18 protein-coding genes are annotated in these 16,615 nt (G+C 28.9%); all 18 read left to right on the top strand.

The window, feature by feature from the left end:
- Positions 1-143 precede the first annotated feature (143 nt).
- The 18 genes from BM384_RS00575 (at position 144) to BM384_RS00490 (ending at position 16,569) form a co-directional block, all read left to right on the top strand.
- Positions 144-734, top strand: a complete 591-nt coding sequence (locus BM384_RS00575; RefSeq protein WP_090009534.1) for a DUF1836 domain-containing protein — start codon at positions 144-146, stop codon at positions 732-734.
- A gap of 72 nt (positions 735-806) precedes the next feature.
- The gene (locus BM384_RS00570; RefSeq protein WP_090009531.1) at positions 807-3,095 is read left to right on the top strand and encodes an ATP-dependent DNA helicase; all 2,289 of its coding nucleotides are present in this window, start codon (positions 807-809) and stop codon (positions 3,093-3,095) included.
- A 60-nt stretch (positions 3,096-3,155) separates the two neighbouring features.
- Positions 3,156-3,995, top strand: a complete 840-nt coding sequence (locus BM384_RS00565) for a YihY/virulence factor BrkB family protein (RefSeq protein ID WP_090009528.1) — start codon at positions 3,156-3,158, stop codon at positions 3,993-3,995.
- 69 nt (positions 3,996-4,064) lie between these two features.
- Positions 4,065-4,421 (top strand): single-stranded DNA-binding protein, encoded by a 357-nt coding sequence (locus BM384_RS00560; RefSeq protein ID WP_090009525.1) that lies wholly within the window; start codon positions 4,065-4,067, stop codon positions 4,419-4,421.
- Positions 4,422-4,771: 350 nt separating this feature from the next.
- A complete protein-coding gene (locus BM384_RS00555; protein WP_090009522.1) occupies positions 4,772-5,062 on the top strand; it encodes a DUF6514 family protein in 291 nt (96 codons plus the stop codon).
- A gap of 30 nt (positions 5,063-5,092) precedes the next feature.
- Positions 5,093-5,470 carry a holo-ACP synthase gene (gene acpS / locus BM384_RS00550; RefSeq protein ID WP_090009519.1) on the top strand — a complete coding sequence of 126 codons (378 nt, stop codon included), beginning with the start codon at positions 5,093-5,095 and terminating at the stop codon, positions 5,468-5,470.
- The gene (locus BM384_RS00545; RefSeq protein ID WP_090009516.1) at positions 5,471-6,964 is read left to right on the top strand and encodes an NAD(P)H-hydrate dehydratase; all 1,494 of its coding nucleotides are present in this window, start codon (positions 5,471-5,473) and stop codon (positions 6,962-6,964) included.
- A 57-nt stretch (positions 6,965-7,021) separates the two neighbouring features.
- On the top strand, positions 7,022-7,630 hold the full coding sequence (locus BM384_RS00540; RefSeq protein ID WP_139232018.1) for a germination lipoprotein GerS-related protein: 609 nt from the start codon (positions 7,022-7,024) through the stop codon (positions 7,628-7,630).
- A gap of 216 nt (positions 7,631-7,846) precedes the next feature.
- Positions 7,847-8,065 carry a hypothetical protein gene (locus tag BM384_RS00535; protein WP_090009509.1) on the top strand — a complete coding sequence of 73 codons (219 nt, stop codon included), beginning with the start codon at positions 7,847-7,849 and terminating at the stop codon, positions 8,063-8,065.
- An 8-nt stretch (positions 8,066-8,073) separates the two neighbouring features.
- The gene (locus tag BM384_RS00530) at positions 8,074-8,427 is read left to right on the top strand and encodes a type II toxin-antitoxin system PemK/MazF family toxin (protein WP_090009506.1); all 354 of its coding nucleotides are present in this window, start codon (positions 8,074-8,076) and stop codon (positions 8,425-8,427) included.
- Between the two features lie 231 nt (positions 8,428-8,658).
- A complete protein-coding gene (locus BM384_RS00525) occupies positions 8,659-9,483 on the top strand; it encodes a transketolase (RefSeq protein WP_090009502.1) in 825 nt (274 codons plus the stop codon).
- On the top strand, positions 9,483-10,424 hold the full coding sequence (locus BM384_RS00520; RefSeq protein WP_090009498.1) for a transketolase family protein: 942 nt from the start codon (positions 9,483-9,485) through the stop codon (positions 10,422-10,424). The genes BM384_RS00525 and BM384_RS00520 overlap by 1 nt, the downstream gene beginning before the upstream one ends.
- 142 nt (positions 10,425-10,566) lie before the next feature.
- Positions 10,567-11,415 (top strand): YitT family protein, encoded by an 849-nt coding sequence (locus tag BM384_RS00515; protein WP_090009494.1) that lies wholly within the window; start codon positions 10,567-10,569, stop codon positions 11,413-11,415.
- Between the two features lie 16 nt (positions 11,416-11,431).
- Positions 11,432-12,277 (top strand): YitT family protein, encoded by an 846-nt coding sequence (locus BM384_RS00510; protein ID WP_090009492.1) that lies wholly within the window; start codon positions 11,432-11,434, stop codon positions 12,275-12,277.
- Positions 12,278-12,411: 134 nt separating this feature from the next.
- Positions 12,412-13,098 (top strand): cell division ATP-binding protein FtsE, encoded by a 687-nt coding sequence (ftsE, locus tag BM384_RS00505; protein WP_090009489.1) that lies wholly within the window; start codon positions 12,412-12,414, stop codon positions 13,096-13,098.
- Positions 13,088-13,981, top strand: coding sequence for a permease-like cell division protein FtsX (gene ftsX, locus BM384_RS00500; RefSeq protein ID WP_090009486.1), 894 nt, complete (start codon positions 13,088-13,090; stop codon positions 13,979-13,981). The genes ftsE and ftsX overlap by 11 nt, the downstream gene beginning before the upstream one ends.
- Positions 13,982-14,050: 69 nt before the next feature.
- A complete protein-coding gene (locus tag BM384_RS00495) occupies positions 14,051-15,271 on the top strand; it encodes a S41 family peptidase (protein ID WP_090009484.1) in 1,221 nt (406 codons plus the stop codon).
- A 17-nt stretch (positions 15,272-15,288) separates the two neighbouring features.
- Positions 15,289-16,569: a PDZ domain-containing protein gene (locus BM384_RS00490; RefSeq protein ID WP_090009481.1), complete on the top strand. Its 1,281-nt coding sequence runs from the start codon at positions 15,289-15,291 to the stop codon at positions 16,567-16,569.
- Positions 16,570-16,615: the final 46 nt, after the last annotated feature.

Genomic DNA, 16,615 nt, shown 5'->3' with positions numbered 1-16,615 from the left:
GAAAAAATACTATTCTTTAGAACAAATATACTATAAATATGAAAAATTATCAATAGGAAAATACAAAAATGGATAAAATAACTTGTAATAAGTTTTCGTATACTATATAATATAATCAAAATAATAATGAAGGTGGAATTTGTATGGGTGATAAGCTTAATATTGACTACATAAAAAGTTTGGCTAAAGAAATATCCGAAAATAACATGATTCCATATAGCGATTTGCCACAATATGATTTATTTCTTTCTCAGGTAATAGACTTTTTAAATGATAAGTTTACAGATGAAAAGTATACGAATAATATAGTACAGAACTATATTAAGAGTGAAGTAATAACTAGACCTGAGGATGGAAAAAAGAGAGGTTATACAAAGCTACATTTAGTACAGCTTATATTATTAAGTTATATGAGACCAGTACTTACAACGGAAGAAATTAGAAAAGTTTTTAGCCTTGCATTTAATGAAATAAATGATAGAAATGACGATATAATATCATGGGAAACTGCTTATAAAATTTTCACAGAAATTCAGGAAGAAAGTTATGATTCTATATTGGGAAAACCGCTAGTTGATGAATGTAAACTTGATGGTATAATGGGTAATTTAAAGTTAGATGAAAAAGATGAAGATAGAATTAGAGTGTTTGTTAGTGTTATTTCATTAATAGCACAAGCTAGTGCCATCAAAAAATTAGTACAAAAAATTGCAAATGAGTATAATGTTGAATAGGAGAAATTTTTTCTCCTATTTTTAATGTTTAAAAATGAAAATTTTACAATTACAGAATTAGGGTGATTTTTTGTGAAGATAGAGATTAAAAAGTCAGTTAGAGAATTTGTTGAACTTACATTAAAAAGTGGAAGTTTAGATAATACTTTTAAAACAAATGCAAGAGCAATTGAAGGGGTAAGAGCCCATCAAAAACTTCAAAAAAATAATGAAGAAATATTTAAAAATTATGAAAAAGAAGTTTATTTACAAACAACCATAGATGTAGGAACCTTTTTATTAAATATAGAAGGAAGATGTGATGGGATAATAATAGATAATGATAAGGTAATAGTTGAAGAAATTAAATCAACATATGTTACATTAAGTGCAATATATGATGACTTTAATATTATGCATTGGAGTCAGGGAAAAATATATGCTTATATGATTTCTAAAGAAAGAAATTTAAATGTAGTATATGTTCAATTAACTTATTATAATCTTGAAAGTAATGAAGTAAAATCATTTTTGAAAAAGTACTCTAAAGAAGAGTTAGAAGATTATATGTGGGAACTTATCAATTATTATAAAATTTATGTAGAGACTCAAGTTAATAATAGAATACTTCGTAATAGGAGTATAAAAAATCTTAAATTTCCTTTTAATGAATATAGAGAGGGACAATTATCCTTTATAAAGTCTTGCTATGGAACTATTAGAGAAAAAGAAAAAATATTTATTCAAGCACCTACTGGTACTGGAAAAACTATTTCAACTATATTTCCAAGTATTAAAGCTTTAGGAGAAGAGCTTGGAGAGAAAATTTTTTATTTAACATCTAAAGGTGCAAATAAGGGTGTGGCAGAGCAGACAATAAAAATTTTAAAGGAAGAGGGACTTAAAGCAAAAAGTATTACTTTAAATGCAAAGGAAAAAATATGTTTAAATGATTGTGTGAATTGTAATGCTGAAGAATGTGAATATGCCAATTTATACTATGACAAATTAAAAAAATCTATTTTGGAGATAGTAAGTAATGAACACGAGTTTTCTACAGAAAAGATAATTGATTATGCTAAGAAATATAAGATTTGTGCCTTTGAATTATCTTTAGATTTAATAGAATGGTGCGATATAGTAATTTGTGATTACAATTATATATTTGATCCAAGAGTATCTTTAAGAAGAGTTGTTGATTATGCTGACAATATTATATTGCTAATAGATGAAGCTCATAATTTAGTAGAAAGAAGCAGGGCTAGCTATAGTTCTAGTTTATCTAAAAGAAAATTTATGGATTTAAAAAAAGAGCTTAAAGGCATAGCTCCAAAACTTTATAGAATCACAAATAAGATTAATAAATTATTTGTAGAGGAAAGACTTTATTCTGAAGAAAAAAATGAGAAGTATTCATATTATAGAGAAGTACCAAAGGAGTTGTGTAAAGAATTAAGAGTAATGGCAAGAGAAATAGATAAAAGTTTAAGCGAAAAGAAAGATAACAACTTTAATAATAAACTTTTAGATATATATTTTGATATTAATAACTTTTTAGGAATTTCAGAATTATATGATGATGATTACTATACATATATAGAGAGTACAAAAGATGAAGTTAAAATATCTCTATTTTGTGCTAATCCATCAAAAAAGTTGAAGTCTACAATGGATAAGTTTAGAGCTTCTGTATTATTTTCAGCTACTATGTCTCCCTTTAGATATTTCATAAATATTTTAGGAGGAAAAGAAGATGATTATAGATTGACTTTAAAATCACCATTTCCAAAAGAAAACTTTAAAGTATCTTTGTATAAAGCTAATACAAGATATAAGTTTAGAGATAAAACTATTCCTGAAATATGTCAGGTAATAAGTAAATTTATATTAAGCAATAAAGGTAATTGGATGGTATTCTTTCCTTCATATGAATATATGAAAAAGGTTCAAGAATATATAGAAGAAAATAATATGATAGATAGTATTTTATCTCAAGAGGCTAATATGACAGTTGAAAGCCAAGAAAGGTTTATTAATGAATTTAAGACTAAAGAAAATATTACTGGATTTTGTGTGATGGGAGGAAGTTTTTCAGAGGGAATAGACCTTCCAGGTGAAGATTTAATAGGAGTTATTATTATTGGTGTTGGATATCCTAAAGTATCTATTGAGGGGCAAATAATAAGAGAACATTTTGGGGAAGAGGAAGAAAATATTGCATATATTTATCCTGGCATTAATAAAGTTTTGCAAGCAGCAGGTAGAGTAATAAGAACAGAATGTGATAAAGGAAAGTTACTTCTAATTGATGATAGGTATGTGGAAAAAAGATATTTTGATTTATTACCTGAAATATGGAAACCTATAAATATTATTAAATAGGATGTTAGCTAGGCAAAATTAATATATAATTAAACAGAAAACTTATTTTCTTTAGGCAATATGAGAAGAAGGAGAATATCTGAAATGGAATTATTAATACATCTTATAGTAAAAGTAAAAAAAGATGATATTTTTGCACTGGCATCACAGTTAGCATATTATCTAATGTTATCATTTTTTCCATTCTTAATGTTTTTATTTACATTAATAGGGTTTATGCATTTAGATGGTAATGCAGTTTTAGAAGTACTTAGCACAGTGTTACCAACGTCAGTTTTTGAGCTTACAGAAACTATAGTCTTAGAAGTTGTAAGATCACAGAACACAGGATTATTAGGAGCATCTGTACTATTAGCTATATGGACAGCATCATCTGGATTTAGAGCAGTAATAAAAGGAGTAAATAAAGCTTATGAATTAAATGAACAGAGAAGTTATATAAATAGAGCTATCATGGCATTCTTTAGCATAATAGCATTAGCCGCTACTATATTATTATCATTGAGTTTATTGGTTTTTGGAGATGTTATAAGCGATAATTTAATAGCTTACCTTCCTTTTCCGGATATTGTGAGAACGGTTTGGAATATTCTTAGATATGTTGTAATTATTTTTGTATTCATATTAATATCAGCTACTATTTATAGATATAGCCCTGCAGAAAAAGTTAAGTGGAGATATGTATTTCCAGGTGCTATTTTTTCAACTATAGGATGGTTAATAGTATCAATAGGATTTTCTTTCTATATTAATAATTATAGTAATTATTCTAGATTTTATGGGAGTTTAGCTGCTGTTTTCATACTTATGATTTGGCTATTTCTAATGTCCATAATATTTATGCTAGGAGTAGAAATAAATTCGGTAGTACAAATTAGTAAAGATAAAGCCAAAAAATAACTTTTTATTGAATAATATATAAAAGTCATGTCAACACTTAATGAATGAAGATATTCAGGAGGTGTTGATATGAATAAAATAATATTATTAGGAAGGCTTATAAGAGACCCTGAACTTAGAACAACTGAATCAGGAGAAAAAGTTTTTACAAGATTTATTGTTGCAGTAGAGAGAAACTTTAAATCTGCAGATGGAACTAGAAAATCAGACTTGATTCCAGTAACAGTATGGGGTAAAAAGGCAGAGATTATATGCAAGTACTTAAAAAAAGGTAGTTCCTTAACTTTAAGCGGAAGATTAAGAACTGGAAGCTACGAAGATAAAGATGGAAATAAAAAATATATAGCAGAAGTAGTAGCGGAAGATTTTAAATTCTTAGGAGGTAATAAAGAGTTTTCAGACGAGAATAATAGGACTGTGCAATAAAATTTTTGGAAAAGATAACATAGAAGTTGATATTTTATACAAATGTGTTATAATAAGTATATAGATGATAACGTATTCATTAATCAACTATGGTATATTGAATTTATGGGGAAAAAGGCAAGTCTTAGAACTTGCCTTTTTAAATATTAAAAAAGTACTATATGTCGACAGACCTTTTGATTTCTCATATAAAAATAAACAAAAAATACAGATAAAAGGTATATTGAGTTTTTTTATGTCAGTAAATAAACAATATTTCTTGTGATTACTGGACATGCTTTGACAATGTTTTGATAATGACTGTGATAAGATAGAATTCATAAAAGGGTAGAATCTATAGGGGGGATAAAATGATAGAAGAAAAGAGTGTTAGGACAAAGTATTCTGAAGGTATTGAGAGAATATACACCTATCAGATAACTAAACAATATGAAGAAAACATTATTGAGTATGGTATTGAGGCCAAAAGAGAAGATAAATCACAAGGAAGCATAATAAAAATTGTGAAAAGTCAAATTAAAAATATATCTTCAGATCAAGATAGAATGGATGAAATAATAAATTTATTATGGAGAAATGAGGTATCTCCAATTCACTTACAGGATATTTTAAGTGATTATATAGATAAATATGTATCTTAAAAAAACTTAGATAAACAAGGGAGGAGTATAATGATAATTGGTATAGGAACAGATATAGTTGAAGTAGAAAGAATAGAAAGAGCAATAAATAGGACTCCTAGTTTTATTAATGGGGTGTATACTGAAAATGAAATAGAGCATTTTTCATCTAAAGGTAAACATAAGTATGAAAGTGCATCAGGAATTTTTGCAGCAAAAGAAGCAGTAAGTAAAGCATTAGGAAGTGGAGTAAGAGGATTTGGATTAAAAGATATAGAAGTTAATCATACAGAGATTGGTATGCCAATTATAAAATTAAGCAACAAAATAGAAGAATTATTTAAATTAAATAACTACAAAATACACGTTACTATTTCGCATACTAAAGAAAATGCTATTTCGTTTGTTGTAATCGAAGAGGTGAATTAAATGGAAATTATGAGTGTTAAACAAGGAAAAAGTATAGATAGAGAGACTATAGAAAAAATAGGAGTGCCAGGAATAGTTCTTATGGAGAATGCTGCTCAAGATATTTTTAATGGTATAGTACATAAGGGAAAGGCTTTTCTCTTTTTTTGTGGTGTAGGAAATAATGGTGGTGATGGATTAGCGATTGCAAGAAAGCTTTTCTTGTCAAATAAAGGTATAAGAGTATATATAATTGGAAATCTAAAAAAAGCTAGTAAAGAGTTTTTGATTAATTATAATATTTTAAAAAATATGGGTGTGAGTATTGAAGTTATTGAGGAGAAAATAACTTCTAAAGTATGTTTAGATATTGAAAAGGCAGATGTTGTATTAGATTGTATTATGGGAATAGGATTAAATCGAAATATTACGGGTACAATGTATGATTTAATTACTATAATTAATAAGTATGCTAAATATATAGTATCTGTAGATAATCCTACTGGATTAAATGCGGATAATGGGCAAGTTATGGGAGTAGCAATAAAGGCAAATGAGACTTTTGTAGTTGAGGTCCTAAAAAAGGGATACTTTAATTTAAGAGCAAAAGAATATTTAGGTGAAACTCATATTGTTCAAATAGGTATTCCAGAAGTAGTAAAAGAAAAGAATTCTGACAATGTAAGAATATTATCTAAAGAAGATTATAAAAATATGATTCCAAGTAGAGGGATATATGGTCACAAAGGTAGTTATGGAAGAACACTTATATTGTCTGGAAGTAATGGAATGACAGGTGCATCTTATATAACAACAGAATCAGCAATAAAAGCAGGGGCAGGATTAGTATCATTAGTAGTAGAAAAAGAAATTCAGCCAATATTATCATCTAAACTTATTGAAGCAATGACTGTTAATTACTCTGAAGAGGAAAAGATAAATAAGCTTATTAATGAAGCAGATGTTATTATTTGTGGCCCTGGATTAAGTAAAAATAAGGCTAATAAAGATATGCTATATAAGTTTATAAATGAGAGTAAGTGTTCGATGATTTTAGATGCAGATGCATTAAATATAGTAAGTGAAGATAAAGAACTTTTAAATAAATTAAAAGGAAGAACAATATTTACTCCACATTTAGGAGAGATGTCTAGACTTACTAATAAAACAATTAAAGAAATTGAAAGCAGTAGAATAGATGCATGTAGGGAATATGCAGATAATGGTTTAGTTATGCTTTTAAAAGGGTATAACACTGTTATTTCAAATGGTAGAGAAGTATTTGTGAATAATACTGGAAATAGTAAGATGGCATCAGGAGGAATGGGTGATTGTTTAACTGGAATAATAGGAGGATTGGTTTCACAAGGAATAGATCTTTTTAATGCTACTATTTTAGGAGCTTATATTCATGGTGCTATTGGCGATAAGCTATCAGAAAGTAGATATGTAGTAACGGCTAGAGACATTATAGAAGAAATACCTAAATTTATGCAGGAGATGCTTAGTGAATAGAATATTTCATATACCAATGTAATATAAGTATAAAGAATAATTTACATTGGGGGAATTATGAAATTGACACTAAAAAATAATAAAAAACTTTATTTGTTATTTCTAATACCATTTATATCAATTATTGCAGTTATTATTTACAGACATGTTTGTATTCCTACAAATGAAGATATAGTTAAATATGTGAAAAATGCAGAGATATATTCTTCAAAGGTACGATATTATATAAAAAATACTAAAAGAGAATATAAAGAAGACACTAATATATATTATTGCAGAAATCAAGGGATGAGAATAGAATTTGAGGGAGATAGAGTTAAGATATATAAAGATGGATTTATAAGCATGAATGATAATGGGGATGAGTATGAAATTGATGAAAATTTAGATCAGGTTTATCCATTGTCCTTCATGAGTAATATATTATCTAATAATATAAAAGAAATAAAAGAGGGAGCTGAAGAATGGGGAGACACTAAGTATATAGAAGTAAATGTAGAGATCCCATTTAAAAATAATCACATGAATTTGGCAAAATTATATATAAATAAAGATAGTAAAAAACCAATAGTTACAAAAGTATTTGATATTAACAACAAAGAAAAGATGGATATTATTTATGATGATTTTGAATATTTAAGAAAAATAGATAATGATTTGTTTTAGACAGCAACATAAGAGAAATTAATGAAGTAATAAGATTAATAATAACAAGTCTTTAATTATTCAAATTAACTTTAAGTTTAAAAGGTAAGAAAATAAAGGGATTATACTTATGAGTCATCAACTAGTAAAATAAAGATTAGTATACATTTTTTGACAAGAACATGTTTTTTGCATATAATTTAATTATACATACTCGTACTATCAGGGGGAAAAAACATGTCATCTATAGAAAAAATAAAAAGTAAAAATGTAAAAGGTAGCACATTATGCTGTGAATTAATACAATGTAATGAGGAAAAGCATAATGCTAGATTTTATACAAAAATGAGAGATGGGTATATAAAGATGGGAAAAATCAATCTACAACTAGCTAGTGATGATGAATGTGAATTAGTTGAGATTAATAATTATGAGACGTGGCTTTGCGGAGTGTGATTTTTCAAATGACGACTATGGTAGTAAAAAGAGGAGATATATTTTATGCTGATTTGAGCCCAGTAATAGGTTCAGAACAGGGGGGGATTAGACCAGTTATTATTATGCAGAATGATATAGGAAATAGATATAGTCCAACTGTTATTGTAGCTGCTATAACTTCTCAGATTAATAAGGCTAAGTTGCCGACACATGTAGAAATATCATCAGAAGATTATGGTCTAAATAGGGATTCAGTAGTACTTTTAGAGCAGATACGTACCCTAGATAAAAAGAGATTGAAAGAAAAAATAGGTCATATGACAGATTCTGATATGATAAAGGTTAATAAGGCACTATTGATTAGTCTTAGTTTAGCATAAATAGATTTTAAAAGTGATAGTTTTAAGTCTTTTAGATTTAAAACTATCACTTTTTATTTATAAATAATACTAAATATTTAAATAGTATATACTATTTGGTTAATTTATGTTAAAAAATATAACAAATATATAGAATAGAGTATGCAAACAATAAAGATTGTGATAAAATAGTTTTAGAAAATTGGATAAAATAAAGTATGTATCATAATAACTATCTAGGAGGAAATGATAATGAAAAAGAATAAGGAAGAGCTAATTCAAATATCTAAACAGATTAGAACAGATATAGTAGAAATGCTGACAGAAGCAGGATCAGGACATCCAGGAGGATCATTATCAGCAGCAGATGTTATGACAACATTATTCTTTAATGAGTTAAACATTGATCCACAAAACCCAAAAGACGAAAACAGAGATAGATTTGTATTATCTAAAGGACATGCAGCACCAGTTTTATATAGTGTTTTAGCAAGAAGAGGTTTCTTTAATCCTGAAGAATTAAAGACATTAAGAAAGTTTGGGTCTAAATTACAAGGACATCCAAATATGAATGACGTTCCAGGTATAGATATGTCAACTGGTTCATTAGGACAAGGAGTATCAGCAGCTGTAGGAATGGCTTTAGCAGGTAAACTTGATAATAAAGATTATAGAGTTTATTCAGTATTAGGTGATGGTGAACTAGAAGAAGGTCAGGTTTGGGAAGCAGCGATGTCTGCAGCACATTATAAACTTAATAACCTTACTATTTTTATAGATTTTAATGGTCTTCAAATAGATGGAAATATAACTGAAGTTATGAACCCTTCTCCAATCGATAAGAAGTTTGAAGCATTTGGATGGAATGTATTAGTTATAGATGGTCATAATTATGATGAAATACTTGATGCAATAGAAAAAGCTAAAGAATGTAAATTAAAACCAACAGCAATAGTATGTAAAACTATTAAGGGTAAAGGAGTTTCATTCATGGAAAATGAAGCATCATGGCATGGTGCAGCACCAAGTTTAGAACAATGTGAAATAGCAGTTAAAGAATTAGGAGGAGAAAGATAATGGGTAATAAACAAGCAACAAGAGAAGCATACGGAAAAACTTTAGCAGGATTAGCTAATGTTAATCCTAATATAGTAGTTTTAGATGCAGATTTATCTAAATCAACAAAGACTGCAGAATTTAAGGCAGTAGCTCCTGAAAGATTCATTAACATGGGTATAGCTGAAGCAAACATGATGGGTGTAGCAGCTGGTCTTGCAACATGTGGAAAGATACCTTTTGTAAGTTCTTTTGCAATGTTTGCAGCTGGAAGAGCATTTAAACAAATAAGAAACTCAATATGCTATCCAAGATTAAATGTTAAGATTTGTGCCACTCATGCTGGATTAACAGTAGGAGAAGACGGTGCAACTCACCAAGCAAATGAAGATATATCATTAATGAGAAGTATTCCTAACATGGTTGTTATCAATCCTTCAGATGCTGTTGAAACTGAAGCGGCTATTAAAGCAGTTGCTGAATATGAAGGACCTTGTTATGTAAGACTTGGAAGAATGGCAGTAGAAACTATAAATGATAAAGAAAATTATAAGTTTGAAATTGGAAAGGGAATTACTCTTTCAGAAGGAAATGATATAACTATAATAGCAACAGGAATAATGGTTGAGGCTGCTATGAAGGCAAAAGAAATGTTAAAGGACCTTAAAATTAACGCAAGAGTTATTAATATTCATACTATAAAGCCAATTGATAAGGACTTAGTCATAAAAGCAGCAAAAGAAACAGGTGTAATAATTACAGCAGAAGAACACAGCGTTATAGGTGGACTTGGATCAGCTGTATCAGAAGTAGTATCTGAAAATTGTCCTGCTTATGTTTATAAGATAGGAATTAATGATACATTTGGAGAAAGCGGAAAACCAAGTGAATTATTAGAAGCTTACGGATTAACAGCAGAAGCTATAGTAGAAAAAGCAAAAAAATTAGTTTCTGAAAAATAGTTTTTGACAAAAAAAGAGTGCCTATATGGCACTCTTTTTTTATTTTATTGGCAAAAAATTAAAAAAGTTAACTATTAGGATATTTTTTTTCCTATAGAGGAATTATAATGATATAAAGAAAAGAATAATGGAGGTAGCAGTTATGAACAAAAAAATATTTAAAGAATATGCATTAATAGTTTTTGGCTTAATACTTGTGGCTATATCAGTTGAATACTTTTTTGCGCCAAATAATCTTGCTGCAGGAGGGATTACTGGATTAGCTATTGTTATTAATGCTTTGATGCAAGGATTAAATATAGGAACTATAACACTAGTATTAAATTTAATATTATTTGTTGCGGCATTTGGCGTTATAGGAGGAGGCTTTGGGGGGAGAACCGTTTTTGCAAGCCTTGGACTATCCGTAATTATGTGGGTAATAGAAAGGTTTTTTAATCCTTTTGCAATAACAACAGATCTTGTTATAGCTACTGTTTTTGGAACATTAATTTCAGCTTTTGGTATGGCGGTAGTATTTAATAATAATGCATCAACTGGAGGGACAGATATACTAGCAAAGATATTAAATAAGTTTTTTCATATAAACATAGGAATATCTTTACTTATAGTAGATATAATAATCACAGTTGCTGGAGCTATTGTATTTGGAGTTGATACAGGTTTTTATGCTATGCTTAGTGTAATCATTTTAGGAATTACAGTAGATAGATTTATTGATGGATTTAATACTAGTAAGGAAGTAACTATAATTAGCAAAAATTATGAGCTTATAGGTAAATATATTCTTGATGAATTAGATAGAGGATGTACATATCTCCATGGAGAAGGGGCTTACAGTGGAAAAAATGTGAAAGTAATATACACTATCCTTAGCAGAAATGAATTTATAAAACTTAAGGAATTCATAAAGGAAAATGATAAAGATGCTTTTATTAGTGTTAGAGAGTCCTATGAAGTAATGGGAGAAGGATTTATGAAAATAGAGTAGTGAGAGGTTAAAACAAATGAAGAAGGTAGAAGAGTTTTTTTTTATAACTATAGGAATTATTTTAATATCACTGGGACTTGAGTTTTTTCTTTTCCCTAATAATATTGCAGCAGGAGGGGTATCTGGGCTTGCACTTGTAGTGCAAAATATCCTTAATATTCCTGCTGGAATAGTAATGTGGGTTGTTAATATAATATTATTTGTTATTGCATTTATTTTTATTGGTGGAAATTTTGGAGCAAAAAGTATATATGCTGCTTTTGGTTTATCAACTATACTTTCTGTAATGGAGAAGGTAGGTATGACTTATGCAGTTACTAATGATTTATTCTTAGCTACAATTTTTGGAAGCGCTTTAGCTGCTTTAGGAAATGCAATTGTATTTAATCAAGGTGCCTCTACAGGGGGAACAAGCATTACTGCAAAGTTAATGAATAAGTATTTAAATATGGATATAGGAAAAGGATTATTAATTTCAGATTCTGTAGTAATACTATTAGCAATTTATAACTTTGGAATAGAGCTTGGATTATTTGGATTAGTGTCAGTATATTTATCAAGTAACTTGGTTGATAAGTTTATAGATGGAGTAAATTCATGTAAACAGGTAATGGTCTTTACAAATAATGAAGAAATGGTATCGCAGTATATAATTAAGGATATTGATAGAGGATGTACTGTATTTAATGGAAAAGGTGGATACACTCACAAAGATAATAGTGTAGTATTTACAGTACTAGATAGAAGACAATATATAAAATTAAAAAAGTTTATTAAAGAAAATGATCCTACTGCTTTTATAACAGTAAATGAATCAGCAGAGGTACTAGGAAAGGGATTCTCAAGCATTGTAGAAGACTAGAAGTATTGATTGGAAATAGGAAAAAAAGTATATAAAGTAGCAAAGTATGGTCTCGACTTGATTAATTATGTTATAATGTCACTATAAAAAGAACTGAGAAATTTGTATCTATATAAAGAAATAGGAGTGTTAAAATGATTAGGTTTAAGAATGTTTCGAAAATATATAAGAATAATGTAAAGGCTCTTTCAGATGTTAATGTAGATATAGAAAGAGGAGAGTTTGTGTTCTTAGTTGGGCCATCTGGTGCTGGAAAGTCTACATTTATAAAAATGATATTAAAAGAAGTAGAGCCAACTACAGGTAAAGTAATCGTTGGAGATACTGACTTATCAGAATTAACAAGAAAACAAGTACCTTATTTCAGAAGAAAAGTTGGAATGGTTTTTCAAGATTTTAGATTGATACCTAATTTAAATGTATACGAAAATGTTGCATTTGCTATGAAGGTTGTAGAGGCATCACCTAGAGAAATAAGAAAAAGAGTGCCTATGGTACTATCCTTGGTAGGACTTTCCCATAAGTACAAAATGTTTCCACATGAATTATCAGGTGGTGAACAACAAAGAGTTTCACTAGCTAGAGCTATAGTAAATAACCCTAGCGTTTTAATAGCTGATGAACCTACAGGAAATCTAGATCCTGAGACTTCAAAGGAAATTATGACTCTATTAGATGATATAAACAAAGCTGGAACAACAATATTAATGGCTACACATGCCAAAGAAATTGTTGATAATATGAAGAAGAGAGTTATAGCTATTGAAGGTGGAGAAATAGTAAGAGACGAAAAGAGAGGTATGTACGAAAATGAAGATTAATACGATTAACTATTTAATAGGTGACGCATTTAAGAGTTTGAAGAGAAATAAAACCATAAGTATTGCATCAATGATAACTGTATTAATTACTTTTGTGGTTCTAGGTGTCTTTTCACTTGTTGCGCAAAACGCTAATTTAGCTATAGAAGGTGTTCAGTCTAAAGTTGAATTAAAAGTTTTCTTGAAAGATGACATTAAGCTTATAGATAAGAGAGAAATAGAAGTTAAGTTAAGAGAACAACCAGGTGTAAAATCAGTAGAGTTTGAATCTAAAGAAGATGCTTATAACAATTTTGCAGAAAGTATGGGAGATAATTCAGGAATTCTACAAGGGTATACAGTAGATAATAATAATCCATTTCCAGAATCTTATATTGTAAAATTAGATGATGCAGATGATGCAGAAGAAGTAACTTCAGCTATTCAAGAAATGGAAGGTGTTGAAAGCGTAAGTGATCAACAAGAATTAATAAACACTGTTCAAAATGTTGTTAAAGGAATAAGAATTGTAGGTGCAATTTTATTTATAGTATTAATTGGAGTATCAATTTTCTTAATTATGAATACTACAAAGTTAACAGTTTATTCAAGAAGAAGAGAAGTTGGAATAATGAAGTTTGTCGGAGCAACAGATTGGTTTATAAGATGGCCATTCATAATAGAAGGTATGGTAATTGCATTAATAGGAGCATTACTATCAACAGTAGTAGTATTCTTCTTATACAAGGCTACAGTTGGTGTTATAGCGTCTAAGATGATAATGGTTAAGTTAGTAGCACCATCTTATGTATTTGTATCACTTCTATGGAAGTTTGTACTATCTTCACTTGTTGCTGGAGGAATTGCAAGTTATGCAGCTCTAAGAAAATTCTTAGTAGTATAAATACAGAAAATAAGAATACAATAGTTAATGTGAAAAATGTAATATTAGGACAAGGAAGGAAACCACTAAATGAATCTACATGATGATAAAAAACGAAATAAAAAGTTTTACATAATCTGTACAATAAGTATTCTGGCAGTATTTATGTTAGGAAATATTACAGCAAGGTTTGGATTCATTATAGGTCCTGATTTTATAAAATATTATAGAGCTGTTAAATATGCAGATGTCTATAGTGAATATGCAGGATTATTTCAAGCTAGAGATATTTTAATGAGCAAATATAATGGAGATGTTGATGATTCAGTACTTCTTAATGGAGCGATTAAAGGTATGGCATCTAGCTTGGAAGATCCATATACTGTTTATATGGATAAAGATGAATATAATCAGTTTAACATGTCTAATTCAGGTTTAAGGGTTGGGATTGGTGTAACAGTATCAGTTAAAGATGATAAAGTAACAATAATGGATGTTGAAGAAGGAACACCAGCAGATAAAGGAAAATTAAAATCTGGTGATGTTATTGAGAAAGTTAATGGTGAAGAGGTAGGAAATGATTCAAGTAAAGCTGTTTCATTAATTGGCAGCAGTAATGATACTGTAACTTTAACTATATTAAGAAATAACGAACCTTTTGATGTGACTTTAACTAAAGAAGAAATAAAAACTAGCTCTGTAGAATCAGAAATGGTAAATGATGAAGTTGGTTACATAAAATTGAAAACATTTAATGAGGGTTCATCAACAGAATTTATTGATGCACTAACTAATTTGAAAAACCAAGGGATGAAGGGTTTAATATTTGATTTAAGAAGTAATGGCGGTGGATTTTTATCTGAAGCAGAAAGTATAGCATCTCAGTTCATACCAAAGGGTGAAGTAATAACTACTTTAGATAATAAGTATGGTAATAAAAAGACTAGTGTTTCTAAAGGTGGAATAGCAGAAGGTATGCCTGTAGTACTTTTAGTTAATGGTAATACTGCTAGTGCATCAGAAGTTGTTACAGGAGCCTTAAGGGACTATGAAATTGCACAAATCGTAGGTGAAAATACTTATGGAAAAGGAGTTGCACAATCAACCTTTGGCATAAAACCTACTGAAGGTGCTGTAAAAGTAACAGTAGATAATTTCTATACTCCTAATGGTGAAAATATAAATAAAATAGGAATTAAGCCAGATTATGAAGTTGCATTAACTAAGGATGATGTAGCAGGAGGATATAGTAAAGATAAAGATCCTCAGTATAAAAAAGCATTAGAGGTAATAAATGAAAAGCTAAAATAGGAGGCTTAAGAGTATTTATGAATTTAATTATATATACATTAAGGTCGCTATCGTATGTAATTACAGAGCCTTCTTTAATGATTGTATTAGTTTTGTTAGGAGTATTATTTTACGGTAAAAACCGTAAAATAGTAACTATGCAGAAAATTATAATAGGAGATAATGTTAACTCTGCTTTAGAATTAACATTATCTCAAATAGTTTTAGGAATATTTGCAGGTGTATTTGCAAGTATTATTCTTACAAACTTAGGAGTAATTTTTAGTGAGAATTCAGGAATAGAATTGATGTTTGTTATATCAATAGTATTGGCTTTTGTTAAGCCTAGATATATATGCTTTTCTTATTCAGGAGCAATCTTAGGAATTATCTCATTAATATTTACATACTTTAATATAACAACAAGTAGAGGAACTCATTTATTTGATTTAGATATTACAATGCTTATGACTTTTGTTGGAGTATCTCACTTTGTTGAAGGAATTCTTGTTATGTTTGATGGATCAAGAGGGTATGTACCTGTGTTCTCAAATAAGAATGGCAAGATAATAGGTGGATATGCATTAAGAAGATATTGGATTGTTCCTATAGCTATTTTTGTAGCTTATTCATCATTATCCATAGGAACAGCTGGAACAGAAAGTATTTCAACTCCAGACTGGTGGCCAATTTTAGGATATGATAGTGTAATTAAATTAATAGAAACAAGTATATTAACATTGTCACCTTTAATTGGTATGATTGGATACTCATCAGTAAGCTTTACAAGAAGAAAAAAGGCAAAAAGTTTATCTTCAGGAATATTTATTTGTGTTTATGGAATATTGCTTACATTAGTTGCTCAAGTAGCTAAACTAGGAATAGCTGGTGAAATATTAGTTATAATATTTGCACCACTAGGTCATGAAGCAATGCTATTATTACAGAGAAAATTAGAAGATAGAAGAAAACCTCTTTTTGTAAGTGATGAAGAAGGCGTGGCAGTACTAGACGTTGTACCTTATTCTACAGCTTACAACCTTGGATTAAGAGAAGGGGATAAGATTGCCTTAGTAAATGGAGTAGAGATTAATTCAGAAGCAGATATATATACTATTGCAAAAGAAAATTTCAATTCTCTTGAATTTGAAGTTATTGATAGAAAGAAAAATAAGAAAAATATCAAATTTAGATATGAAAATAATACAAGATTAGGTTTTGTTTTGGTTCCTAAATTTGTTGATATGAAGAGAGTAGTTTCTTTTGAAGGTGATAAATTTTCAAAGGTACTAGATAATATAAAAAAGAATAAGAAATAAATAAGAAAACTCTTTTTGAAAAGTGGTAATACTATTTCAAGAAGAG

Source organism: Clostridium sp. DSM 8431 (genome assembly GCF_900116755.1).
Taxonomy (GTDB): Bacteria; Bacillota; Clostridia; order Clostridiales; family Clostridiaceae; genus Clostridium.
Note: the sequence above shows the minus strand (reverse complement) of the source record. Positions and strands in the feature narration are given on the sequence as shown.